This window comes from Nocardiopsis sp. NPDC006938 (genome assembly GCF_042869555.1).
Taxonomy (GTDB): domain Bacteria; phylum Actinomycetota; class Actinomycetes; order Streptosporangiales; family Streptosporangiaceae; genus Nocardiopsis.
This window is the reverse complement of record NZ_JBIAGA010000005.1, coordinates 226,742-251,177: the sequence shown is the minus strand read 5'-3', so window position 1 is coordinate 251,177 and position 24,436 is coordinate 226,742. Positions and strand designations below refer to the sequence as shown.

The 24,436-nt window shown below is 73.5% G+C and carries 19 protein-coding genes; 9 read left to right on the top strand and 10 right to left on the bottom strand.

All coding sequences use genetic code 11. From position 1 onward, the window contains the following. Positions 1-28: 28 nt before the first annotated feature. Positions 29-2,941, top strand: coding sequence for a penicillin-binding transpeptidase domain-containing protein (locus ACFYL4_RS10515; protein ID WP_387518114.1), 2,913 nt, complete (start codon positions 29-31; stop codon positions 2,939-2,941). A gap of 94 nt (positions 2,942-3,035) precedes the next feature. On the opposite strand, the gene ACFYL4_RS10510 is transcribed toward ACFYL4_RS10515, so the two are convergent. From ACFYL4_RS10510 to ACFYL4_RS10485, 6 genes are all read right to left on the bottom strand, one after another. Continuing rightward, a complete protein-coding gene (locus ACFYL4_RS10510; RefSeq protein ID WP_387518112.1) occupies positions 3,036-3,359 on the bottom strand; it encodes a DUF3040 domain-containing protein in 324 nt (107 codons plus the stop codon). 224 nt (positions 3,360-3,583) lie between these two features. Continuing rightward, positions 3,584-4,696, bottom strand: coding sequence for an ABC transporter ATP-binding protein (locus ACFYL4_RS10505; protein ID WP_387518110.1), 1,113 nt, complete (start codon positions 4,694-4,696; stop codon positions 3,584-3,586). Then, positions 4,693-5,502 (bottom strand): ABC transporter permease, encoded by an 810-nt coding sequence (locus ACFYL4_RS10500; RefSeq protein WP_387518108.1) that lies wholly within the window; start codon positions 5,500-5,502, stop codon positions 4,693-4,695. The genes ACFYL4_RS10505 and ACFYL4_RS10500 overlap by 4 nt, the downstream gene beginning before the upstream one ends. Further along, the gene (gene modA, locus ACFYL4_RS10495; RefSeq protein WP_387518105.1) at positions 5,499-6,338 is read right to left on the bottom strand and encodes a molybdate ABC transporter substrate-binding protein; all 840 of its coding nucleotides are present in this window, start codon (positions 6,336-6,338) and stop codon (positions 5,499-5,501) included. The genes ACFYL4_RS10500 and modA overlap by 4 nt, the downstream gene beginning before the upstream one ends. Continuing rightward, entirely contained in the window at positions 6,331-6,732 is a 402-nt protein-coding gene (locus tag ACFYL4_RS10490) for a TOBE domain-containing protein (protein ID WP_357763090.1), read from the bottom strand. The genes modA and ACFYL4_RS10490 overlap by 8 nt, the downstream gene beginning before the upstream one ends. A 193-nt stretch (positions 6,733-6,925) precedes the next feature. Beyond that, a complete protein-coding gene (locus ACFYL4_RS10485) occupies positions 6,926-8,566 on the bottom strand; it encodes a glycoside hydrolase family 10 protein (RefSeq protein WP_387518103.1) in 1,641 nt (546 codons plus the stop codon). A 318-nt stretch (positions 8,567-8,884) separates the two neighbouring features. On the opposite strand from ACFYL4_RS10485, the gene ACFYL4_RS10480 reads away from it, so the two are divergent. Together ACFYL4_RS10480 and ACFYL4_RS10475 are read left to right on the top strand one after the other, a co-directional pair. After that, on the top strand, positions 8,885-10,201 hold the full coding sequence (locus tag ACFYL4_RS10480; protein WP_387518101.1) for an isochorismate synthase MenF: 1,317 nt from the start codon (positions 8,885-8,887) through the stop codon (positions 10,199-10,201). Between the two features lie 120 nt (positions 10,202-10,321). Next, positions 10,322-10,771 carry a GNAT family N-acetyltransferase gene (locus ACFYL4_RS10475; protein ID WP_357763100.1) on the top strand — a complete coding sequence of 150 codons (450 nt, stop codon included), beginning with the start codon at positions 10,322-10,324 and terminating at the stop codon, positions 10,769-10,771. 117 nt (positions 10,772-10,888) lie between these two features. On the opposite strand, the gene ACFYL4_RS10470 is transcribed toward ACFYL4_RS10475, so the two are convergent. The 4 genes from ACFYL4_RS10470 to ACFYL4_RS10455 form a co-directional block, all read right to left on the bottom strand. Then, positions 10,889-12,907, bottom strand: coding sequence for a PhoX family phosphatase (locus tag ACFYL4_RS10470; RefSeq protein WP_357763103.1), 2,019 nt, complete (start codon positions 12,905-12,907; stop codon positions 10,889-10,891). Between the two features lie 361 nt (positions 12,908-13,268). Continuing rightward, entirely contained in the window at positions 13,269-14,126 is an 858-nt protein-coding gene (locus ACFYL4_RS10465; protein WP_387518098.1) for an ABC transporter ATP-binding protein, read from the bottom strand. Further along, complete coding sequence (locus tag ACFYL4_RS10460; RefSeq protein ID WP_387518096.1) at positions 14,123-15,220, bottom strand: FecCD family ABC transporter permease; 1,098 nt, start codon at positions 15,218-15,220, stop codon at positions 14,123-14,125. Before ACFYL4_RS10460 ends, ACFYL4_RS10465 begins: the two co-directional genes overlap by 4 nt. Further along, complete coding sequence (locus ACFYL4_RS10455; RefSeq protein ID WP_387518094.1) at positions 15,217-16,293, bottom strand: FecCD family ABC transporter permease; 1,077 nt, start codon at positions 16,291-16,293, stop codon at positions 15,217-15,219. Before ACFYL4_RS10455 ends, ACFYL4_RS10460 begins: the two co-directional genes overlap by 4 nt. Before the next feature lie 194 nt (positions 16,294-16,487). Here ACFYL4_RS10455 and ACFYL4_RS10450 point away from each other — a divergent pair, with 194 nt between their 5' ends. The 6 genes from ACFYL4_RS10450 (at position 16,488) to ACFYL4_RS10425 (ending at position 24,420) form a co-directional block, all read left to right on the top strand. Next, positions 16,488-17,519 (top strand): ABC transporter substrate-binding protein, encoded by a 1,032-nt coding sequence (locus ACFYL4_RS10450; protein WP_387518092.1) that lies wholly within the window; start codon positions 16,488-16,490, stop codon positions 17,517-17,519. 92 nt (positions 17,520-17,611) lie between these two features. After that, positions 17,612-18,895 (top strand): alanine racemase, encoded by a 1,284-nt coding sequence (locus ACFYL4_RS10445; RefSeq protein WP_387518090.1) that lies wholly within the window; start codon positions 17,612-17,614, stop codon positions 18,893-18,895. A 143-nt stretch (positions 18,896-19,038) separates the two neighbouring features. Further along, a complete protein-coding gene (locus ACFYL4_RS10440; protein WP_387518088.1) occupies positions 19,039-19,629 on the top strand; it encodes a GNAT family N-acetyltransferase in 591 nt (196 codons plus the stop codon). A 62-nt stretch (positions 19,630-19,691) separates the two neighbouring features. Continuing rightward, entirely contained in the window at positions 19,692-21,233 is a 1,542-nt protein-coding gene (locus tag ACFYL4_RS10435) for a pyridoxal phosphate-dependent decarboxylase family protein (RefSeq protein ID WP_387518086.1), read from the top strand. Beyond that, the gene (locus ACFYL4_RS10430; RefSeq protein ID WP_387518084.1) at positions 21,230-22,552 is read left to right on the top strand and encodes a lysine N(6)-hydroxylase/L-ornithine N(5)-oxygenase family protein; all 1,323 of its coding nucleotides are present in this window, start codon (positions 21,230-21,232) and stop codon (positions 22,550-22,552) included. Before ACFYL4_RS10435 ends, ACFYL4_RS10430 begins: the two co-directional genes overlap by 4 nt. 47 nt (positions 22,553-22,599) lie before the next feature. Next, entirely contained in the window at positions 22,600-24,420 is a 1,821-nt protein-coding gene (locus ACFYL4_RS10425) for an IucA/IucC family protein (RefSeq protein WP_387518082.1), read from the top strand. Positions 24,421-24,436 lie beyond the last annotated feature (16 nt).

Here is a 24,436-nt window from a genome sequence, read left to right as displayed (position 1 = left end):
CACGTACTCCGAGCCCTGGGGCTCCCCCGTGCACGATGACAGGGCGCCCTCACCCGACCCGCGCGAGGAGGCGGACGCCCCCTACCGGGGCACCCACCAGGCCTCCGGCACCGGGTCCGCCACCGACGACTCCCACGAGCCGTGGGGGACTCCCGTCGCACCGCGGCCCTCCGAGCGGGACCGGGGTGTCATCGGCGACCCCGAGGGCTCTGTGGCGGGCTGGTCCGGGTCGCCCGAACCCCGGGAGCCGTGGGGCGCTCCGTCCGACGCGCGGCCCGCCGTCGAGGACCGGGGTCCGCTCGACGCTCCCGCCCCGTGGGAGACCTCCGCGCAGTCCTCCTCCAGCGAGGACTGGAACACCACCGCCCCGGCGGAGCCCGCCACCGACGGCTGGGGCACCCCCGAACCGTCACCCGGCTCACGTGAGTCCTGGGACACCACGGCGGACACACCCTCCTCCCCCGCACCGTGGGACACCTCCGCACCGCCCTCCTTCCGGGACGACTGGAACACCACCGCCCCGGCAGAGCCCGACACCGACGGCTGGGGCACCCCGGAACCGGCGGACGACACCTCCGGCGGGTGGAACGCGCCCTCGGGACCGCAGGCCTCCCTGTCCGGGAACGGGGACGTCCCGTCGGGACCGCAGGAGGCGGCGCGGGCCTGGGACACCACGGCGGACACACCCTCCTCCCCCGCGCCATGGGACACCTCCGCGCCGTCCTCCTCCAGCGAGGACTGGAACACCACCGCCCCGGCGGAGCCCGCCACCGGCGGCTGGGGCACCCCCGTACCGGCACCCGGTACCCGGGACGAGTGGGAGTCCCCCTCCGGCGCGCCCTCGGCTGGAGGGGGCTGGGGCACCCCCGTACCCGCACCGGGGACCCGGGAGGGCGCCGACGCCTCCGACGAGGAACCCTACGAGCCGTGGGGCACACCGGTCGCGCCCAGGCCCCGCGACACGGCCGCGCCCGTCTCCCAGGAGGGGTGGCCGCAGACCGCCCGGGGCCACGAGGCCCAGGGCGGCCCTCCGGGGTCTTGGGAGACCCCGTACGCCGGGCAGCCCGCCTACGAGGGCGACACCCCCTACCCCGGTACCGCCCCCGAGCCGCCCTCAGGGGACGAGCCCCAGCCGCAGGGCCGCGACGGCGCGGGCGAGGGCTACGAGTACCTCTACGGTGCCGCGGGCGCCCCGAGCGGCCCCGAGGGTCCGCGCGGCCCCGGAGGACCCGACGACGGCCATGACTATGACGGCTACGACGACGGCCCCCCGCCCAGGAAGTCCAGGCGGGGTCTGGTCATCGGCGTGGTCGCGGCCGTGGTGGTGCTGGCGCTGGTCGGCGCCGGAGCCGGTTGGTACGTCTACACGTTGCCGCAGCCCGAGGAGGCCACGGCCGAGTTCGAGGCGGCCTGGGAGGAACAGGACTACGGCCGTCTGGCCGCCGTCACCCGGGGCGCCGACGCCGAGGCGATCCTCGGCGGAATCGACTCGGGTCTGGGCGTGAGTGGCGTCGACGTCGAGATCGGCGCGCCCACCACGGACGGCGGTACCGGAAGTGCCCCCTACGAGGTGACGCTCTCGCTGACCAACGCCAGCGACTTCGGTTGGGAGGGCGAGCTGCCGTTGGTCCGCGAGGACGGCGCGTGGCTGGTCGAGTTCTCCCCCGAGGTCGCCTACCCCGGGCTGGCTGAGGGCCAGACCCTGACCCGCACGGCCGTGTGGGGCGAGCGCGGCCAGGTCCTGGCCGCCGACGGCACCCGCCTGGACGCCCCCGACGTGTCCGGATCGATCCAGATGATCGTGGGCGAGCTGGGTGAGGCCGACGAGGAGGACGTCGAGCGGTTGGGTCCGGCCTACAACGTGGGCGACACCATCGGCAAGACCGGTCTCCAGCGCACCTACGAGGAGCGTCTGGCCGGTGAGGCCGCCACCACGATCGTCATGGTGGACACCGCCGAGATCGAGGACGGACAGGCCCCGGAGGTGACCGAGGAGAACACCGTCGCGTCCCTGGACGGCTCCGACGGCGAGTCGATCACCACCAGCTTCGACATGGGCGTCCAGAGCGCCGCCGCGAACGCGATCATCGACGCCGACGACCCCGCCGGTCTGGTGGCGGTGCGCCCCTCCACGGGTGAGGTCCTGGCGGCGGTGAACGTCCCGGGCGGGTTCAACCGGGCCTTCGAGGGCCAGTACGCGCCGGGTTCGTCGTTCAAGATCGTCACCTACAGCGCGCTGCTGGACAACGGCCTGTCGGTCGACGCGACGATGGACTGCCCCGAGGAGTACGAGCTGGGCGGGTGGCCGTTCCGCAACGCGGGCGGTGCCGAGTACGGCCAGCAGTCGGTGACCGAGGCGTTCGCGACGTCCTGCAACACCTCCCTGGTGCACGAGATCGGTCAGGTCCTCAGCCCGGAGACGCTCCAGGCCAGCGCGGAGCAGTTCGGCATGAACGCCCCGCTGGACCTCGGCGTGAGCACGCACGAGCCCAGTTTCCCGCCCGTGGACAGCACCACGATGATGGGCGCCCAGGGCATCGGCCAGGGCCAGATCCTCACGTCGCCGCTGCACATGGCGACCGTGCCCGCCGCCGTGGCGGACGGTTCGTGGCGCGCCCCGGTGCTGGTCACCGAGCCCGCCCGGGACGACCTGCGCGACCCCACGCCCATCGCGAACGCGCAGGCCCTGCGTCCGATGATGCGGGCGGTGGTCACCGAGGGCACCGCGAAGGACGCCGGTTTCCAGGGTGAGGTGTTCGGCAAGACGGGAACCGCCGAGTACGGCACCGCCGACGACGCGGACGAGGACGGCGAGCTGCCCAGTCACGCGTGGATGGTGGGGTACAAGGGCGACGTGGCCTTCGCCCTGGTGGTCGATGGCGGTGGCGGCGGCGGTTCGGTCGCCGGTCCGCTCGCGGCCGCGTTCACCAACGCGCTGTAGCCGCGGACGCCGTCGGCCCCGTCCGGGAGTTCCGGGCGGGGCCTTGGCCGTGGTGGCGCCGCGGCCCGGTTGTCGGTGGTCGCGGCGACCCGTTTCAGTCGGCGGGCGCGGGTATGCGGTCCGCCGTGCCGCCCTCCGGCGCCGGGTCGGCGTCCTGGGAGCTCTCGGCGGGGCGCGGTGTGTCGGGCTGCTGGGCGCTCGGCGTGAGCACGAACAGCAGGACGAGGAGACCGGCGGTGACGGCGGCGATCAGTCCGCAGGCGACCCAGGGTCTCCAGCTCGTCAGGCCGGGGTCGACGGGGGCGTCGGGATCATCGCTCCCGAAGGCCTCCAGGCGTCCGGCCAGGGCCGGAGCCTCCTCGCTGAGCTGTCGCTCTATTTCCGCGAGGATGCGTCGTTCGTGCTCTCGCAGGGACATGGAACCCTCCTCGGTCACTGAGGGAAGGACTGTCGTCGCCGGATGTTCTACAGTCTCCCCCGCGAGTAGGCCGGATATCCAAGGGTCCGTCGGATTTCCGTACCATTTTTTCACGTTTGACGTGGAATGAAGCGTTTGTTCCGTGATGTGAGAACGGTGTGTCACGGACGCCGCTGGGAGACCGGGCGGCCTCCTCCGTGGCCGCCGCCCGCCCGGCGCCGGCCTCACCCCGGATAGCACTCCACCTCGGTCGCCTTCACCCCCGCCCACACCGGATCGCCCCGGGACAGCCCCAGCTCCGCCAGGGCGGCCGGAGTGATGTCCGCCGCCAGGGCCAGCGTGCCGCCCAGGTGCACGCGGACCTGGTCGCCGAAGCGCTCGATCCCCTCCACCCTCAGGCGCCACACGTTGCGCGTGCTGCCGTGGGGGTGTTCCGGGTACAACGCCACCGCGCGCGGCGGGAAGGCCACCAGAGCCGGGCCCTCGTGGGGTTCGCGGACCGCCACCCGGGCGGTGTCCGCCAGAGCCGCCCGATCCCGGTTCCGCGCCCCCGCCTCCTCGGCGGGTTCCAGGCGCACCGTCCGCCCCTCGCCCACCCCTCGGAAGAGATTGAGCCCCACCAGCCGGGCGACGTAGGAGGTGCGCGGGCGGCGTGCCACCTCCGCGGGATCGCCCCGCTGCACGACCCGGCCGTCCTCGATCACCGCGATGCGGTCGGCCAGCACCATGGCGTCGAGCGGGTCGTGGGTGACCAGCACCGTCACCCCGTCGAAGTCCTCCAGCAGGTGCCTCAGACGCGCCCGCACGTCGATCCGGGTGCTGGCGTCCAGGGCGGCCATGGGCTCGTCGAGCAGGAGCAGGCGCGGCCGGACCGCCAGAGCGCGGGCCAGCGCCACCCGCTGGGCCTGCCCGCCGGAGAGCTCGCGCGGCCGGGAGCGGGCCTGGTCGGCCAGGCCCATGTGGTCGAGCAGCGCCGCCGCCCGGGCACGGGCTCGCGCTCGGCCCTCGCCCTGGCAGCGCGGCCCGAAGGCCACGTTGTCGAGGGCGCTCAGGTGCTCGAAGAGGAGGTAGTCCTGGAAGACCATGCCGATGGGCCGGTGTTCGACGGCGGTGGTGGTCTCGTCGGCGCCGTCCAGGAGCAGGCGCCCGCCGGTCAGCGGGACGAGTCCGGCCAGGGCGCGCAGGGCCGAGGACTTGCCCGCCCCGTTGGGGCCCAGCAGGGCGATGATCTCTCCCGGTCGCGCGGTCAGCGCCACGTCCAGGGTGAAGTCGCCGCGAGTCAGCCGCAGCTCGGCGTCGAGCCCGCTCGCCGCGGGGTCCGGGGAGGTCCGCTTCACGACGCGTTCACCCACCTCTCGCGCAGGGTGGCCAGGACCACCAGGGACACCAGGAGCAGGACCAGGCTGAGCACGATGGCCGCCTCGGGGTCGCGCTGCATGGCCATGTACACCGCCAACGGCATGGTCTGGGTCGTGCCGGGAAAGTTCCCGGCGAAGGTGATGGTGGCGCCGAACTCGCCCAGGGCCCGTGCCCAGCAGAGCACCGCTCCGGCCCCGATGCCGGGCAGCACCATCGGGAGGGTGACGCGCGTGAAGACGGTGACGCGGTCGGCACCCAGGGTCGCGGCGGCCTCCTCGTAGCGCCGGTCGGCGCCGCGCAGGGCGCCCTCCACGCTGATGACGAGGAAGGGCATCGCCACGAACACCTGCGCCACGACCACGGCGGCGGAGGTGAAGGGGAGGGTGAGGCCGAACCAGTCGTCGAGGTAGCGGCCCACCAGCCCGTTGCGCCCCAGGACCAGCAGGAGCGCCACGCCGCCCACCACCGGGGGGATGACGAGTGGGACGGTGACCAGGGCGCGCACGAACCGGCGTCCGGGGAACTCGGTCCGGGCGAGCAGCCAGGCCAACGGGACGCCGAGGAGGAGGGACACGACGGTGGCGACGGTGGCGGTGGACAGCGACAGCCACAGGGCGGAGAGCACCGCCGGGTCGGTGACGCGCTCCCCCATGGTGGCCCAGGGCGCGCGCACGAGCAGCCCGGCGAAGGGCAGGACGAGGAAGAGCACGCCCGCCACCGCCGGGACCACCAGAATCCAGGGCGCGCGCCCGCGCCGGGGGCGGGAGGACGTCGCCGCGCTCACGGGGTCGCGAAGCCCGCGTCGCGCAGGACGGCCGCGCCGTCGTCGGAGGTGACGGCCTCGACCCAGGCGGCGGCCAGGGCGGTGTCGCGGGACGCGGACAGGACGCCGAGCGGGTAGTCGTTCACGGCCTGGTCGGCCTCGGGGAACTCCAGCCCCTCCACCCGCCCCTCGGCGGAGAGGACGTCGGTGGTGTACACGAGCCCGGCGTCGACCTCGCCGAGCTCGACCTTGGTGAGGACGGCGCGGACGTCCTCCTCGTAGGTGACCGGGGTGATCTCCAGACCGGCGGCGTCCAGAACGGCGTCGGTGGCGGCCCCGCAGGGGACCTCCTCGGCGCAGAAGGCCGCCTGCACGCCGTCCCCGGCGAGATCGGCCAGGTCGACGATCCCGGCGGGGTTGTCCGGCGGCACGGCGATGCGCAGGGTGTTGGTGACGAAGACCAGACCGTCGTGACCGTGCTCGTCGGCCCAGTCGGTGTCCAGGCCCTCGCCCTCGACCACCTGGTCCATGGTGGCGGTGTTGGCTGCGGCGAACACGTCGGCGGGCGCCCCGGAGTTGATCTGCTGGGCGAGTTCGCTGCTGCCCGCGAAGTTGAAGGTGACCTCGACGCCGGGATGGCGCGCCTGGAAGTCCTCGGCGATCTCGGTGAAGGCGTCGGTGAGGGAGGCGGCGGCGAACACGGTGAGCTCCCCGGACAGGGTGCCGCCCGAGGGCCCGGAGGGGTCGCCGGGGCCGGTGTCCTCGGTGGCGCAGGCGGCCAGCGCGACCAGGCCGAGCAGGGCGACGGCCCCGGCGACCGGTCGTCGGGGGGCGCTGCGAGGGGTGGTCTCACGCATGGTGGTCTCCGGTGGTCTCGACGATGACGTTGGTGGACTTCACCACGGCCGTGGCCGTGCTGCCGACCTCCAGGCCGAGCTCGTCGGCGGCCTCGCGACTCATCAGGGAGACCACCCGGTGCGGTCCGGCCTGGATCTCGACGCTGGCCATGACCTCGTCCCGGATCACGTGCGTGACCAGGCCGCGGAAGCGGTTGCGCGCGGAGGAGACGCGGCGGCCGGGGTCGTCGTCGGCCCCGGCGCGCATGAACGCGGCGAGTTCGGCCCCGTCCAGGTGGCGGCGGCCGGAGGGGGCGCGGGTGGCGGCCAGGCGACCGGAGTCGACCCAGCGGCGGACGGTGTCGGCGCTGACGCCGAGCAGGTCGGCCGCCTCGCTGATCTGGATGGTCGGCATAGGACGAACCTACTCCTCGCACCTACGAGGTTTCTAGGGCGAAAGGACTGGCACATCCTCACTTTCGCGGCTGATTCCCGGCGGATGTGCCAGGAAGCTCCGATGGTTGCCGCGCGGGATGGAGTGCGCGGAGGGCCGGACAGCACCACGGGCCCGCCCCCCGTGTGGGGGCGGGCCCGTGGGTCCTTCGAGGTCAGCCGCGCGGGTCGGCGATCTCGCTGACCGGCCCCTCGGCCCGGTAGTCGTCCAGGGCGGTGACCACGTACCCGGCGCCGTCGTCCAGCGGGGCGGTGTCGGTGAGGGTCGGCTCACCGGTCATGCCCACCAGGCTCTCCGGGGAGAGCGCGGCGCAGTACGCCCCGTCGTCACCGGCCTCCAGGGCCTGGGCGGCCTCTGCGGACAGGCGGTAGACCGCGTAGAAGCGCGCGTCCTCGATGGCCTGCCACTCCACCTCGACCCCGCCGTCCGCCTCGCGGGCGGAGACGCCGGTGGGAGCGCCGACCTCGGTCCGCGCGCCCTCGGGAGCGTCGATCACCGGGGGCAGAGCGGGCTGGCCGTAGTGGGCCTCCTTGAGGTGGTCCACGGCCTCCGGGTTGTCGCGCATGCTCTTGATCGAGAAGTAGACGTCACCGGTGACCTGGTCGATCTCGCCCGAGTAGTCGAGCTGGGTGCTGAGCGCGTCCTCGTCCTTCCAGCCGCTCTCGCCGAGCCGGTAGGCGCCCTGACCCACGTACAGGTCCACGTCGGTGCCCTCGACCTCTTCGGCCCACCAGTCGGTCATGGCCTCGTAGTCGGCGGTGGAGAAGCCGCGCTCCCAGTACAGCTGGGGCGCGACGTAGTCCACGGTCCCCTCCTGAATCCAGGTGCGGGTGTCCGCGTACTGGGCGTCGTAGGACTGGAGCCCCGAGCTGGGCGAGCCGCTCGGGTCCGTGGAGTCGTTGCGCCAGATACCGAACGGGGAGACGCCGAAGCTCACCCACGGCTTGGTCTCCTGGATCTGGCCGTGCACGTCGCGCATGAGCTGGTTGACGTTGTCGCGCCGCCAGTCGCCGCGGTCGTCGAAGTCGCCCCCGTACTCCTCCCAGGTGGCGTCGTCGTCGAAGGTCGCGCCCTCCTGCGGGTACGGGTAGAAGAAGTCGTCGAAGTGCATGCCGTCGACGTCGTAGCGTTCGACGACGTCCATGATGACGGAGGTGACCCACTCCCGGACCTCGGGGTTGCCCGGGTCCACGTAGGCCTCCTTGCCGAAGTCCACCAGCCAGTCGGGGTTCTGCTTGACGGGGTGGTCGTCGGTGAGGTTCTCGACGTCGGGGTCCTGGAGGCCGACGCGGTACGGGTTGAACCAGGCGTGCAGCTCCAGGCCGCGCTTGTGCGCCTCCTCCACGGCGTACTCCAGCGGGTCGTACCCGGGGTCGCCGCCCTGCTCGCCGGTGAGGTAGCGCGCCCACGGTTCGAGGTCGGAGTCGTACACGGCGTCGGCGGTGGGCCGGGCGTGCAGGAACACGGCGTTGAGGCCCATGTCGACGGACTCGTCGAGCCACTCGTCGAGTTCGGCCTTCTGCTCGTCGGCGGACAGGCCCGGCTCGGAGGGCCAGTCGATGTTGCGGACAGTGGTGAGCCAGGCCCCGCGCATCTGGCGCTTGTCGCCATCGTCCCCGCACTGGGCGGGGGCTGCGATGCCCTCACCACCGGGGACAGCGGCCTCGGCCCCGGTCTGGGCCGGGTCCTCCTTCGCGGAGCACCCGGCCAGCAGCACCGCCGCGGCGGCCGCGGCCGCCGTCCACCGTGCTCCGGCTCGGGGCGAGGTCAGGGCCCGTGCGTTCCAACGCTTCAACAAAAGTCCCTCCGGGAGGTCCGCGCGCCTGCCGTCCCCCCGGCAGCACGCCGCGACCCAGAGTAGAGCAAGATGTCAATTTTCGGACACGATTCGGGCAAGTTGTGGATAACGTCGCACAACGCGCCCAACGGGAATCTTTTGCCTGGTCAACGAAGCGTCGTCCCTCGCGCCCTTCCCGGCAGGCCACACCCCCTTCCGGGCACGATCCTCCGCCGGGTTCCCGGGGGCGGACCGGCGGAAGCCCTACCCCGAGACGCCCAGACGTGGGCCGGCCCAGGACACAACGTCCCAGGCCAGGTCCTAGAATCGGGTCCCGTGAACGCCGTGCCCCACCCCCAGAAGCCGAGCCGCCCGATCCCCGACGCCAGGAAGCTGTACGTCCGAACCGTCGCCCTGCGTGACCGTGCGGGCAGCGGCCTGGTGGGACGTCTGCCCGCCGGGGTCCCACTGGCCTGGCTGACCGGGGACGACGGCATCGTGGGCTGGGGCGAGGCCGCCCGGTTGGAGTGCGCACCGCTTCCGGCGGGCACCGAGCCCACCGACACCACCCGCTTCGACGACGCCGCGCGCTGGTTCGACTCCCTGCTGGAGAACGCCGAGGTCCTGGACGAGGTCGGCCTGCCCGGCACCGGTCTGGTCACCTTCGGCACCTTCACGTTCGCCCCCACCTCCTCCGGTTCGGCACTGATCGTGCCGCGTGTGGTCGTGGGGCGCCGTGCGGGCCGTACCTGGCTGACCACCGTCTCCGACGCCCCCGGAACCCACCCCGGGGAACTGCTGCGCCCCCGTTCGGCCCCGCGCCCGGTGGGCCCCGTGCGGTGGCGGCCCGGGTCGCTGACCCGCGAGGAGTGGATGGGCGCGGTCGCCGGGACGGTCGATCGCATCCGCGCCGGCGGGCTGGAGAAGGCCGTGCTGGCCCGCGACTCCTTCGCCGACGCCGACGCCCCCATCGACGTGCGGGTGCTCCTGGAGAGGCTGCGCGCACGCTTTCCCGCCTGCTTCACCTTCTCCGTGAACGGCATGGTGGGCGCCACCCCCGAACTCCTGCTGCGCCGCGAGGGCGACCAGCTCACCTCGCTGGTCCTGGCCGGGACCCGCCCCCGGGGCGAGGACGCCGAGGCCGACCAGCGCCTGGGCCAGGAGATGCTGTCCTCCGCCAAGGACATCGAGGAACACGGGCTGGCGGTGGACTCGCTGCGCGTGGCCCTGGAACCGCTCTCCGAGGAGCTGGCGGTGCCCGCCTGGCCGCACCTGCTCAAGCTCGCCAACGTGCAGCACCTGGCCACCCGGGCCCACGCCCGGCTCTCCGCCGGGGTGTCGGCCCTGGACGCGGTGGCCGCCCTGCACCCCACGGCCGCCGTGGGCGGCACCCCCACGGCGACGGCGATGCGGCTCATCGCCGAGGTGGAGGGCATGGACCGGGGCGGGTACGCAGGTCCGGTGGGCTGGCTGGACGGCGCCGGGAACTCCGAGTGGGGCATCGCCCTGCGCTGCGCCCACGTGGACGGCGCCCACGCGCGGCTGTACGCGGGAGGCGGGATCGTGGCCGGTTCCGATCCCGCCTCCGAGGTCGCCGAGGCCGAGTCGAAGTTCCGTGTGATGCGCGAGGCCCTCACCGACCCCGAGGGCTGAGGGTCCGGGAGCGCCCGGCCCGGTCCGCGGTCGGTCCGCTCCCCCGCCCGAACGGCGGGGTCACGGGGCCGGAACCCGTCGTTCACACTCCCGGAACACGCGGGCGTGATACTGCCGACCGTGAACGTCGAAACGGTCCCCTGGGACCACCCCGAGGCAGCCGCCCTGCGTGCGGGCCAGCGGCGGGAGATCGCCGCCCGCTACGGCACCCCCGACTCCGAGCCCGGCACCCCGCCCTCCGCCTCCGACATCGCCGTGTTCGCGGTGGTGCGCGACGGGGGCGGCGCCGCCGTGGGCTGCGGGGGCCTGCGCGACCTGGGCCGGGGTGCCGGCGAGGTCAAACGGATGTTCGTGCTCCCGGACCACCGCGGTTCCGGGGCGGCCCCCGCCCTGCTGCGGGCCCTGGAGGACTGGGCCCGCGTACGGGGCTGGGAACGCCTGCTGCTGGAGACGGGCGACCGCCAGCCGGAGGCGGTGCGCTTCTACACACGCGAGGGGTACAGCCCCGTCGCCCCGTTCGGCGCCTACGCGGACGCGCCCGGCTCCCTGTGCTTCGAGCGGGCCCTGTAGGGGGTCCGGCACACGCGGAACCGGCCCCGGTTCCTCCCCCACGACAGAGGGAACCGGGGCCGGTGGTCCGCTCCGGGCCGACGCGGTCGGCCCGGTCACGCCCCCACGGGGCGCGGGTCAGCTGCCGATGTCGCGGCCGCCCTTGTGCCAGGCGCACACCACGGACGGGCGGGGGAAGTCCCCGTCCGGCCAGACGCTGGTCGGCTGCTCGGCGGTCCCGTTCTCACCCGGGTGCTGAGGGGCGAGGAAGACGGTCTTCTGGTCGTCGGTGATGAGCGGACCGCAGGTCTCGGCCTCGATCGGAACGGTGGCGAAGGTGCGCAGCTCGCCCCGGAAGCGCCCCTCGACCGGGACCACGTGCAGGGCGTCGTTGATGCCCAGGCTGCCGGGCTGGCCGTCGGTGGAGATCCACAGGTTGCCCTGCTTGTCGAACGCCACGTTGTCGGGCGCCGAGATCGGCATGACCTTGGACTTGTCGTACCCGGCGAAGTAGGTGGACTCGTCCTCGGGGTCGCCGCAGACGATCGGGACCACCCAGGTGAACGTGGTGGCGGCCGAGTCGGCCCCGTCCTCGATGATCTCCAGGATGTGCCCGTATTTGTTGGGGCCGCGCGGGTTGGGCTCGTCGGCCTGGCCGGGCTCGCGGGCACTGTTGTTGGTCAGCGCGCAGTAGACCTTCCCGGTCACCGGGCTCGGTTCGAAGTCCTCGGGGCGGTCCATCCTGGTGGGGCCGACCCGGTCGGCGGCCAGACGGGTGTGGACGAGCACCTCGGCCACGGAGAAGCCCTCGACGAAGCTCTCGGTGTCGCTGCACAGGGGAATCCACTCCCCCGTGCCGTCGAACTCGCCGTCCGAGGGCAGCGCGCCCGTGCCGTCGATCTCCTCCCGGGGGCTGTTGCCCTCCAGGCGGGCCACGTACAGCGTGCCGGTGTCCAGCAGTGTCATGTTGTGCTTGCGGGAGCCCTCGACGTACTTCTTCGCGCTGACGAACTTGTAGATGTAGTCGAAGCGCTCGTCGTCGCCCATGTACGCGGCGACACGGCCGTCCTCGGTGAGGTTGACGTTGGCGCCCTCGTGCTTGAAGCGGCCGAGCATGGTGCGCTTGGCCGGGGTGGAGTCGGGGTCGTGCGGGTCGATCTCCACGATGTAGCCGAAGCGGTGCGCCTCGTTGGGGTGCCTGGCCAGGTCGAAGCGCTCATCGACGCGGTCCCAGCGGCGGCCGTCGTAGCCCGTGGAGAAGCCGTAACGGGCGTAGGACTCGGTCGCGGGGGCTCCCACGAAGTACTGGTTGAAGTTCTCCTCACCGCTGAGGATGGTGCCCCAGGGGGTGGTGCCGCCCGCACAGTTGTTGAGCATGCCCAGGACCCGGGTGCCCTCGGGGTCGGCCCCGGTGCGCAGGAGTTCGTGCCCGGCGGCGGGACCGGTGAGCCGGAACTCCGTGCCAAGGTGGACGCGCCGGTTGAAGGGGCGCTCGCCCTCGGAGAGCACCCACTGGCCGGTGCCGTCCACCCGCTCCAGTTCCACCACGGAGCCGCCGTGGGCGGCCATCGCGACGCGAATCCACTCCAGGTCGGCGTCGGCGCCGCCGGAGTACCCGCGAAACATCAGCTCCTCGTTGGTGTACTCGTGGTTCACCCAGAGCAGGCCGCTGTCGTCGTCGAGCGGGAGGAAGCCGACGTAGTCGCAGTTGTAGCCGAACTGTCCCGCCTGCGCCTCGGCGGTCTGGTTGTCGAAGTCGAAGGCGGGCGCGTCGGGGAGCACGGGGTCGCCCCAGCGGACGATCACGTGGTGGTCGTAGCCCTCGGGAACGGTGACCGCGTCGAGGTTGTTGGGCCGCACGCTCTTGAAGGTGGGCCGGGGCGAGGGGTGCGGGCGGTGGGGGCCGCGGTCCGCGGCGGCGGGGCTCAGGGCCGCCAGGCCCAGGGCGCCGGCGCCCGCGCCGACCGCCGCGCCCCTGAGGGCGGCGCGCCGGGAGAGCACGCCCTGGAAGACGTCACCGAAGTACGGGTTGTCACTCCTGTTGGGAGCGGGGTGGAAGCAGGCGTTGCCGCACCGGTACTCGCAGGTCTTGGGGGAACGTCCTCCTCCGACTCCGAGCAGGGGCAGGAGGCGGCGGCGGGGCGCGGATGGGGTCACACGTTCTCCTCGGGGATCGTGACCGCTGACGTGGTCCCGGCCGAGCCGCTGGGCTCGGGCGCCGGGGCACGACGCGATCGTGCAGGAGGTCCTGCCTGGTCGCTCACGACCTTGGCCGAGCTTTCACACGCCGTGGTGAAAGCCGGGTGAACGCGTCGCCAACTCCCCAGGCACGCCCGGGGGCATCACCGTGCAAAGTCGTACGAACACGCTCCGTCGGACCTTTGTCGCGATCCTCGCTCACCGGGCCGATCACGTCCAGATGCCTCGCCCGACATCGTGGACCGCTTTCCACGATGTGGGCCCCCTGCGTCACGGGAGCCCTGGGGGCAACGCGTTCGCCCCTGTGCCGCGTCGTGGTTCAGTGCCCTGTGCGCCCCACCGGTACCACCAGCGGCCCTCCGGAGACCGGGTCCTCGGTGACGACGGCCTCCAGGTCGAAGGCCCTCCTCAGAAGTTCGGGGGTGAGCACCTCCGAGGGCGGTCCGCTGGCCACCACCCGCCCGTCGCGCATGGTGACCAGGGTGTCGGCGTAGCGGGCGGCCAGGTTGAGGTCGTGGAGCACCATGACGATGGTCCGTCCGCCCTGCCGGTGCAGGTCGCGCACGAGGTCGAGGACGTCGACCTGGTGGACCAGGTCCAGGAACGTGGTGGGCTCGTCCAGCAGGAGCAGGTCCGTGCCCTGGGCCAGGACCATGGAGATCCAGGCCCGCTGGCGCTGGCCCCCGGACAGTTCCTGAAGCGGGGTGTCCGCGAACTCCAGCAGACCGGTGCGCTCCAGGGCGGCGGAGACGGCCTGGTGGTCGTCGCCGGACCACTGCCGGTACCACCGCTGTGACGGGTGGCGCCCGCGCGCGACCAGGTCGGCGACGGTGAGGCCGTCGGGGGCGACGGGCTGCTGCGGAAGGACGCCGAGCACCTGGGCGACCTCGCGGGTGGGTACCCGGTGGATGTCGCGTCCGTCGAGTTCCACCACCCCCGCCCTCGGGCGCATGAGACGGCCCAGGGCGCGCAGCATCGTGGACTTGCCGCAGCCGTTGGGACCGATCACACAGGTGACGGTCCCTTCGACGATGTCGACGTCCAGGCCGTCGACGATGGCGCGCTCGTCGTAGGCCAGGGTGAGGCCGCGCGCGCTCAACCGGGTCCGGTGCGCCTGGGGGCCCACGGCGGGGGCGACACCCGGAAGGGGCCTGGGATGGGTCTGTTCGGTCGTCACGCCTGGACCTTTCGATTGCCGTGGACGAGCAGGTACACGAGGTAGAGGGCGCCCAGGCAGCCGGTGACGATGCCCACCGGGAGCTGGACGGTTCCGAAGAGGTTGCGGGCGACGAGGTCGGCACCGGCCACCAGAGCCGCGCCGACCAGCGCCGAGAGCAGCACCGGCGGCCGGGCGGCGCGCCCCAGCCGAAGGGCGATCTGGGGGGCCGCCAGCGACACGAACAGGATGGGTCCGGCCGCGGAGGTCCCGAAGGCGGCGAGGAGCACGGCCAGCACGAGCATGCCGGTGCGGGCCGTCTCCACCCGCACGCCCAGGCCGCGTGTGACGTCGTCGCCGAAGGACAGGGCGTCCAGGGTGCGTGCTCCGACCAGGGCCAGCGGCAACAGGACGGCCAGGGCGACCGCCACGGGCAGGGCGTGCGCCCAGGTGCGCATCGACAGGCTGCCCGCGATCCACACCATGGCCCGGCCGCTGTCGTTGACCTCGCCGAGGGTGAGCATCCAGAGGGTGAGGTTCATCAGGACGGTGGACACTCCCACGCCCACCAGGAGCAGTCGGAAACCGTCGATCCCGTTCCGCCAGGCCAGGGCGTAGCAGAGCACGCCGGCTGCCAGCCCGCCCACGAGGGCGAGGGCGGGGACGCCGACCTGGGCGAGCGGGCCGCTGACGATCCCGTAGCTGCCGCCGAAGGCCATCACCGCCACCACCCCCGCACTGGCCCCGTGGGTGACGCCGAGCAGGTCGGGGCTGGCCAGCGGGTTGCGCATGATCGCCTGCGTGATCGCTCCGGCCGCGGCGAGCGCGGCCCCGGCCAGGAGCCCCACCACGACGCGGGGCATCCGCACCCGCCAGATGGTGAAGTGGTCGTCGTAGGTGGTGCCGACGATGTTGGCCCACACCTGGCCGGGGGCCACGAACACGTCTCCGGCCGACAGGTTCAGGCCGGTCAGGACGACGATCGCCAGCGCGGTGAGCGCGCCCGTGGCGAGCAGGCGGGGGCGGAGCCGGATGGCGACCGGTCCGAGGATGACCGCGCGGGCCCGGCGCGCCAGGGGGTCGCGCGGGGGCGGGGGTTCGAGGGTGGCGGTCACAGCGCGAACAACCTCCTGCGGCGGACGACGTGGATGAAGAAGGGGGCGCCGACCAGGGCGAGGACCACCCCGACCTGGAGTTCGCCCGGCGGTGCGAGGAACCGGCCGAGGATGTCGGCGGTCAGGAGCAGGACGGCGCCCATCAGGGCCGAGTAGGGGATGAGCCAGCGGTAGTCGGAGCCGACCACGCCCCGGGCCAGGTGGGGGACGATCAGGCCGACGAAGGCGATGGGGCCGCAGGCGGCGACGCTGATGCCGGTCAGGAGCGTGACCGCCGTCAGGCCGACGAGGCGGGCACGGCCGACCCGGAAGCCGAGAGCGCGGGCGGTGTCCTCGCCCAGGGCCAGGGCGTTGAGGGCTCGGGCGTTGGCCAGGGCGAGCACGGCGCCGAGCGCGACGACGGGGAGCATCTGGGGGATGATCGAGGGGTCGCGGCCGGAGAGCGATCCGACCCGCCAGAAGCGGAAGTTCTCCATGGTGGACTGGTCGAGCAGGACCAGTCCCGAGGCCAGGGAGTAGGCCATCCAGCTGACGGCGGTCCCGGCGAGCGCCAGGGTGAGCGGGGTGGGTCCGCGTCCGGGGACGGAGGCCACCGCGTAGACCAGGACCACGGCCGCCCCGGCTCCCGCGAAGGCGAACAGGGCCTGGGTGCGCAGGTCGGTGACGCCGAGGAAGTACAGGCCCGCGACCACGGCGAGGGCGGCTCCGAAGGTGACTCCGAGGATGCTGGGGTCGCCCAGGGGGTTGCGGGTGTGGCCCTGCATGAGGGCTCCGCCCAGGCCCAGGCTGATCCCGGCCAGGAGGCCGAGCACGGTGCGGGGCAGGCGGATCTCTTGGACGATGGTGTCGGCCTCGGGCCCGGCACCGGTGGTCAGGGCCTGCCAGACCGTGACCGGGTCCAGGGTGCGGGCCCCGACGAGCACACTGGCGGCCAGGGCGAGGGCGAGCAGCAGTGTGAGCAGCGCCAGCCCGGCGAGGCGGCGCGATCTCCGGTCCGCCACGGCGGAGCGCGCCGGTTCCCGGGAACGCGGGGCCCCCGCCGCCCCGGTGACGGGACCTGTGGTCTGGCTCACCCGATCTCCCCTCACAGGAAAAGGCCAGGCAGACCTAAGTTAGGTTTGCCTAGCCACACTTGGATGATCTAAGTTTGCCACGGTTCACACCAGAGCGTCACCCCCGTCCGACCGCTGGTCACGTTCCGAACGCCCGCCGGGGCACCCCCGACGGTGCGGCGCCGGGACCGGCCCCACCCCACCGGAGCCCCACCATGGATCATCTCCTCCTCACCCGCCGCTCGGGCCTGGCCGCCCTCGCGGCCGTCTCCTCACTGGCCCTGCTCACCGCCTGCGGCGCGGCCGGACCCGGCACGGACTCCGCTGGAGACGGCGCGGGCACCGGCGGCGCGGAGGCCGAGGGCTTCCCCCTCACCGTCGAGCACGCCCTGGGCAGCACCGAGGTCCCCGCCGCCCCCGAGCGGGTGCTGCCGCTGGACTTCACCTACGTGGACGCCACCCTGGCCCTGGGCGGGAACGTGGTGGGCTACACGCAGATCGCGGAGAACCAGGACGCGCTTCCCGACTACCTGTTGGAGAGCGACTGGAACACGGGCAGCGCCGACGACGCGGCGTCGGTCGGGCTGCTGTGGGAGGTCAGCCCGGAGCTGGTGGCCCAGACCCGACCGGACCTGATCCTGTCCGCCGAGGTCCGCCACGGTGACGGCTACGACCAGTTCACTGAGGTCGCGCCCACCGTGATGTCGAAGGACACCGGAGTCTCCTGGAAGGACAACCTGCGCCTGACCGGCCAGGCCCTGGGCCAGGCCGAGGAGGCCGATCGCCTGGTCGCGGAGTTCGAGGATCGCGCGGCCGCCATCGGCGAGGAGATCACCGAGGCGCACGACGGCCGGGCCCCCACGGTGTCGGTGGTGCGCTTCGCCGGTGACGCCGAAGGGGTGCGGCTGTACACCCGGCACTCCTACGTGGGCGTGATCCTGGACGACCTGGGCCTGCCCGCCGGTGAGCACACCGCGACCGACACCGAGGAGATCGCGACCTACCACAGCCCCGAGCGCCTGCTCGACCTGGACGCCGACCGCATCCTGGTGGCCACCTACGACGACGGCGCGGGCGAGGTGGACGACGCCAAGGACGACTACGTCACCAACCCCCTCTGGGACCAGCTGGAGGGCGAGAAGACCGACGTCGACGACGCGTACTGGATGTCGGGCGTGGGCCTGATCTCCGCGCACGCGGTGCTCGACGACGTCGCCGAGGTCTTCGGCGTGGACCCCCGGCGCTGAGTCCCCTGGGGGCCCGGCTCGCCGGGCCCCTCCCCCGCCCGGAACCGCGCACGCCCGGCGCCCGGACCCCGACACGACGAGAGGGCACCCCCGTGGAACCTCCCCGCTCCTTCGAACACACCCCCGCACTGCCCGCCGACACCCTGCCCGAGGCGGTCCGCCGCTCCGCCCTCGACCTGGCCCGCTCCCCCGGTTCCGGGTACGTCTACGACCCGGCGCTGGCCGCCGACCGGGCCCGCACCCTGCGGGCCGCCCTGCCCGACTGGGCCCGCGTGTACTTCGCGGTCAAGTCCAACGGGTTCGCGCCGGTGCTCTCGCACCTGGCCGAGGCGGTGGACGGGTTCGAGGCGGCGTCGCTGAGCGAGGCCCGCACGGCCCTGGCGGCCCTGGGCGAGCGCGACCTCCCTCGCGGGCCGGGCGGGCGGATCGCGGTGAGCGGCCCGGGAAAGACTCCGGAGATGCTGTCGGGTCTGGCACGGCTGCGCGCCGAGCGGGGCGCGGACGTGGTGGTGAACGTGGAGAGCGAACTGGAGCTGCGCCGGGCCGCCTCCGCGGCCCGGGAGGCAGGGGTGGTGCTGCCGGTGACGCTGCGGGTCAACCCCGAACGCGTCCCGGTGAGCGGCGCGCTGGTGATGGGCGGCGCGCCGAGCCCCTTCGGGCTGCCCGAGCCCCGGGTGCCGGAGGCGGTGGCGGCGGCGCTCGCCCTGCCCGACCTGGACCTGGTGGGGTTCCACGTGCACGCGGTGAGCGGGAACACCGACGCACCAGCGCACGCGGAGTACGTGCGCTGGTGCCTGGAGTGGGCGGCCCGGACCGCCGAGCGCCACGGAGTGCACCTGCGCGTGGTGGACGTCGGGGGAGGCTTGGGGGTGCCCTTCGAGGAGGGCGACCCCGAGTTCGACCTCACGGCGCTGGGCGGCGCGCTGGCGGCCCTGCCGGACCCGGGGGTCGAGGTGGTGTTCGAGCCCGGCCGGTGGATCGCCGCGCCCGCGGGCTGGTACGCGGCGCGGGTGACCGACGTGAAGTCGGCCTACGGCGAGCACTTCGCCGTGGTGCGCGGCGGCATCAACCAGTTCCAGCTGCCCACGTCCTGGGAGATCAGGCACAACTTCGCGGTGGTGGAGGGCGCCGACTGGCCCGAGGGCCTGCCCAGGCCCGGGGTGCGGGACGTCTCGGTGACCGTCTCGGGCGAGCTGTGCACACCCGAGGACGTGCTGGCCAGGGACGTACGGGTGGGGTCGCTGCGCGCCGACGACGTCCTGGTCTTCCCCAACGCGGGCGCCTACGGCCACGAGTTCGCGATGCCCGCGTTCCTGGCGCATCCGGGGGCCCCGAGGAGGACGGTCGACTCCCGCCGGACCCGCGCCCAAACGTGAACTTGAGCACTCCACGGGAGCATTGACTTGATTAGGTTAGCCTGCCCTAATTAGACCCGGCTCGCATCACGCGGTCGTGGCACGGCGGGTCTCCCCCTCCCTCGCGCCACCGCCCCGAGGACACCGACGAAAGAGCGCCCCCGATGCCCGTGACACCCGCTCCCACGGCTGGACCGGCCCCCGACGCCCGGTGGCACCTGGAGAACCTCCGGGGCCCGGACGTCCTGGCCGATCCCCGGCCCTGGACCGAGGCCTACCAGATGGTCTACGCCGACTCCCTGCACCTGCCCGACCACCGGGAGCCCGCCTTCGGCGAACGCCTGGCGTTCAGCGCCTCCCGACCCGGCTTCCGCCTCACGGCCTGCCACGTCGACGACGAGCTGGCCGGATTCGCCTACGGGTACACGCTGCCCACCACCACCGGCTGGTGGAACGGGTTCGAGCCCCGGACCGGAGTCGACGCGCGGGAGACCACCCGGGAGCACCCCGGCCGCACCCTCGCCCTGTGCGAGGTCCTGGTCCACGACCGGTTCCGCGGCCACGGCGTGGCGCGCCGAGTCCTGACCCTGCTGTTGGGGGGCCGCCGCGAGGAGCGCGCCGCCGCGCTGGTCGCCGAGGGCAACACCCGTGCCCTGGACCTCTTCCTCACCAACGGCTGGCAGCACGTGGGAGAGGTCGCTCCGCACCCGGGCTGGCGCAGGCACCACGGCCTGGTCCTCCCGCTGCGTCCCTGACCGGAACGGTCGCCCCAGCCCGCCGCGCGTTCCGCACCCGGACCCACAGGAGTTCGACACCCATGCCCATCACCCAGAGTGACACGACTCTGACCGTGAGCGCCACTCGCGCGAGCGACCCGGTCGCTCCCCGACCGGCCGCCACCCTCGCCGGGTCCCCCGAGGGCCCCGCCGAGGTCGCCGCCCTCGTCGACGGCGCCACCCGGGCCCTGGCCACCGCCACCGCCCTACGCGCGGGCCCCCTGCCCGCGCACGGACCCGCCGAGGTCGCCGAACGCGTCCGCGCGGCGCTGGGTCCCCTGCTCCCCGAGCCCGACGCCGACGCGGGAACCGTCCTGGAACGCCTCACCCACGCGCTCACTCTCGGAGCCGCCGACCCCGCGCACCCCCACTGCGCCGCGCACCTGCACTGCCCGCCGTTGGCCGTGGCGGTCGCCGCCGACACCGTCGCCTCGGTCCTCAACCAGTCCCTGGACTCCTGGGACCAGGCCCCCGCCGCCACCGCCCTGGAGACCGAGCTGGTCGCCGAGCTGGCCGGGTTGGTCGGCTATGACGGGCCCGGCGCGGGCGGCGTCGTCACCTCGGGCGGCACCGAGTCCAACCTGACCGCCCTGCTCCTCGCGCGCGACCACGCCCTGCCCGGAGCGGGCCGCCACGGACTGGCCGGGGCCTCGGGCACGGCCCGGCCCCGCGTGCTGTGTGGCGAGGTCGCGCACTTCTCCGTGCAGCGCTCCGCCGCACTGCTCGGCCTGGGCGAGGACGCCGTGGTCACCGTCGAGGTGGACGCACGGCACCGCATGCGACCCGAGGCGCTGCGCACCGCCGTCGAGCGCGTGCGCGCCGAAGGGGACGCGGTGGTGGCCGTGGTCGCCACCGCCGGCACCACCGACCTGGGCGGCGTCGACCCGCTCGACGCCGTCTCCCGCGTGTGCCGCGAACTCGGCGTGTGGCTGCACGTGGACGCCGCCTACGGGGGCGGCGTCCTCTTCTCACCGCGCCTGCGCGCACTGCTCACCGGGATCGCGCACGCCGACTCCGTCAGCCTGGACCTGCACAAACTGGGCTGGCAGCCGGTGGCCGCCGGGGTCCTGCTCACCCGCGAACGGGCCCTGTTCGCCCCGCTCTCACGCTCGGTGGACTACCTCAACCCCGCCGACGACGAGGAGGCGGGCTACCCGAGCCTGCTCGGCTACTCGCTGCGCACCACCCGCAGGGCCGACGTCCTCAAGATCGCCGTCACCCTGCGCGCCCTGGGCACCGACGGGCTCGGCCGCCTGGTGGAGGCCTGTCACGACCTGGCCCTGGAGACCGCCTCCCAGGTCGCCGACCACCCCGACCTGGAACTCCTGGCGACGCCCGGCCTCACCACCGTGGTCTTCCGCTACCGCGCGGGCGAACGGTCCGACGCCGTCAACGCGCGCCTGCGCCGCCGCCTGCTCGACGAGGGCCGCGCAGTGGTGGGCCGCACCGCCGTCCACGGGCGGGTGTGGCTCAAGCTGACCCTGCTCAACCCCCACACGACCGTCGACGACACCGCCGCGCTACTCGCCGAGGTGGTGCGGGCGGGCTCCGCCGAACGGTCCGCCCCTGAGGAGACCCGTTGACCCTCCCCTTCGACGACCCCCACGGCGTCCACGACCTGATCGGGGTCGGGCTGGGCCCCTTCAACCTGTCCCTGGCCGCCCTCGCGGACGCCGTGCCCGAACTCTCCGCGTGCTTCCTGGAGGCGCGCCCCGACTTCTCCTGGCACCCCGGCCTCCTGATCGAGGGCGCCCGCCTCCAGGTTCCCTTCCTCGCCGACCTGGTGAGCATGGTCGACCCGACCAACCGGTGGTCGTTCCTCTCCTACCTGCGCGAACACGACCGCCTCTTCCCCTTCTACTTCGCCGAGCACTTCCACGTGCCCCGGCGCGAGTACGACGACTACTGCCGGTGGGTGGCGCACGCCCTGGGCTCCTGCCGCTTCGACGCGCGGGTGACCGCCGTGCGGGCGGAGGGCGACGTGTTCGCCGTCGAGTACGCGCGCGCCGACGGCTCCCGGCAGGCGGTGCGCGGCCGCGCCCTGGTGATCGGGATCGGCACCGCGCCGGTGCTGCCCGACCCCCTGCGCCCCCTGGAGGGCGACCGCGTCCTGCACGCCGCCGACTACCTCGACCACACGGCCGCGCTGGCCGGGGCGGGCGACGTGACGGTGGTCGGCTCCGGGCAGTCGGGCGCCGAGGTCTTCCTCGACCTCCTGCGCTCCCCCGACCACCGAGACACCCGGGTGCGCTGGCTGACCCGCTCACCCGCCTTCGCCCCCATGGAGTACTCCAAGCTCGGCCTGGAACACTTCACCCCCGACTACACGGCCTACTTCCACGCCCTGCCGGAGCCCGTACGGGACCGGCTGGTGCCCGAACAGTGGCAGCTGTACAAGGGCGTCAGCGCCGACACCATCGCGCAGATCCACGACGTGCTCTACGAGCGTGGCATCGGCGGCGCGGAGGTCGGCGCGTCCCTGGCCGCCCAGTGCGAGCTCGTCGGCGCCCGCGCCGAGGGGGGTGGGTACGCACTGGACTTCCGCCACCGTGGCCAGGAGCGCGCGTTCACGGTGCGCACCGACGCGGTGGTGGCCGCCTCCGGCTACGCCCAGCGCACACCCGACTTCCTCGCGCCGGTGGCCGCGTTCCTACGCACGGACGCTCGCGGGCGACACCTGATCGACCCCGACCACCGTCTGGAGACCGATCCCGCTCTGACCACCCCCATCCACGTGCAGAACGCGGAGCTGCACACCCACGGCGTCGGCACCCCGGACCTGGGCCTGGGGGCCTGGCGGGCGGCCACCATCCTCAACGGCCTCACCGGACGCACCGTGTACCGGCTCCCCGAACGCACCGCCTACCAGACCTTCGGCGTCCCCGACGAGGGGCGCCCGTGACCCACCCCTGCACCACACCGACCGACCACCGGACGGAAGGCGACCCCTTGCCCGAGACCGCACCCGCCACCGCCGACCCGCTGGGCCGCGCCGCCGCCGACGCCGAGAACTGGCGCCGGGCCGGACGGCGCGTGCTCGCCCACATGATCGGTGAGATGGCCTACGAGGAGATGGTGGTTCCCGAGGCCGCCTCCACCAACGTTCCCGGCGGCGCGCCAGGCTGGACCCTGTCCGTGGACGGCGGCGTCACCTACGGCTTCACCGCGCGCAGGGGCGGGTTCGGTTCCTGGCACGTGGACCCCGCGTCCCTGGTCCGCCGAACGCGGGAGGGCGAGGCACCCGCCTGGGACCCCGCCCTGTTCGTGACCGACGCCCAGGCCACCGTGGGTCTGCCCGGCGACTCCCTGGCCGAGGTCGTCCGCGACCTCCTGGCCACCCACGCGGCCGAGGCCCGGCTGGCCTCCTCCGCCCTCGGTGCCGCCGAGCTCGCGGACCTGCCGTACGAGGACCTGGAAGGACACCAGACCGGCCACCCCTGCATCTTCGTCAACAAGGGGCGCCTGGGGTTCTCCGCCGCCGACGCCGCCCGCTACTCCCCCGAGGCCCGGGGCTCGTTCCGTCTCGTGTGGATCGCGGTCCACCCCGACCTGGGACGCTTCCAGTCCATGGCCGGCACCGAACGGCACGAGCTGCTCACCCGCGAACTCGACGGGGATCAGCGGGAGGAGTTCGCGGAGGCCGTGCGAGGGCGTGGCGAGGACCCGGACGCCTACCTGTGGATGCCGGTCCACCCCTTCCAGTGGGACGAGGTGATCGCACCGCTCTTCGCCTCCGAGATCGCCCTGGGACGGGTGGTGCGCCTCGGTGTGAGCCGCGACCGCTACCGCCCCTTCCAGTCGATCCGCACCCTGATGAACCTGGACCGGCCCGACCGGTTCAACGTCAAGGTGCCGCTGATGATCCGCAACACCCTGGTGTGGCGCGGACTCTCGGCGACCCAGACCGGGTGCGCCCCGCACACCAGCACCTGGTTGCGCTCACTCGCCGAGCGCGACCCCTACCTCGCCGAGACCGGGGTGGTCATGCTCGCGGAGCGCGCCTCGGCGACCGTCTCCCACCCCGTGTTCGACCGGATGCCGCAGGCCCCCTACCGCTTCCACGAACTCCTGGGCACGATCTGGCGCGAGCCGGTCCACGGACACCTCGCCCCCGGGGAGCGGGCCCGCACCATGGCCTGCCTGCTCCTGGAGGGCTCCGACGGGAGGGCGCTCGTGACCGAACTGGTCGAGCGTTCGGGCCTGGAGCCGCAGGTGTGGCTGGATCGGTTCCTGGGAGCGCTCTTCCCCCCGGTCCTGCACTACCTGCACCGCTACGGAGCCTCGTTCACCCCCCACGGCGAGAACGTCGTGCTGGTCTTCGACGGCGACGAGACCCCCGTCCGCATCGCGCTCAAGGACTTCGGCTCCGACGTCGAACTCCTCCCCTTCGACCTGCCCGAGTACGCCGAGATCCCCGACCCCGTGCGTTCGGTGCTGCACCGGTGGAAGCCCGAGGAACTGGCCCATTCCGTGCTGTCCGCGATCTGCGCGGGCCACCTGCGCTTCCTCGCCGACATCGTCGAACGCCAGCTGGGAGTGCCCGGCGCGACGCTGTGGCGGCTCGCCCGCGAACAGGTCCTGGCCTACCAGGAGCGCTTCCCCGAGCTGGCCGACCGCTTCGGGATGTTCGACCTCCTCGCGCCCCAGGTGGGCCGGGTCGCCCTCAACCGCGAACAGCTCATGGGCGGCGGCTTCCACGAGCGCGCCGAGCGCGACGCCGAGTTCGACGTCATGCACGGCCTGGTCGACAACCCCCTGTCCCAGCCGTGACCGCCACCAGCCCGGA